Annotated in this window: 1 protein-coding gene; it reads left to right on the top strand. The window is 46.6% G+C overall.

The features are described 5' to 3' along the window. Positions 1–14 precede the first annotated feature (14 nt). Positions 15–279: hypothetical protein (locus tag LZP73_RS21190; RefSeq protein ID WP_326490394.1), on the top strand; the 265-nt coding region annotated here is incomplete at its 3' end.

The raw sequence follows: 279 nt of genomic DNA, 5'->3' as shown, positions 1-279 counted from the left end.
TGCAGGCGATCGATATGCTGAATGGGGACACTTTGCTGTCGGATGGTGAAGGCTTAATGCGCAAGCGTCTCATTGAGGCTACCAGACGAATTAAAACTTTACCGTTCTCAATCCGCAAAATTCTACGTATCGACTTTGACCGATACGATCGCCCTCAAAATATGCTGAATGTGTATGACATTCCGTGGGGAGCAGATGGAGCGTACCGGCATGATTTAGTCGATTGGGAAAAGATGACGCAGGAGAAGTTTGAAGAGTTCCCTGACTACTTCAAAGAAG

The sequence above is a fragment of the Shewanella sp. AS16 genome, assembly GCF_021412365.1.
In the GTDB taxonomy this organism is placed as follows: domain Bacteria; phylum Pseudomonadota; class Gammaproteobacteria; order Enterobacterales; family Shewanellaceae; genus Shewanella; species Shewanella salipaludis.
The sequence above is the reverse complement of the archived record's forward strand: the minus strand, read 5'-3'. Positions and strand labels throughout refer to the sequence as shown.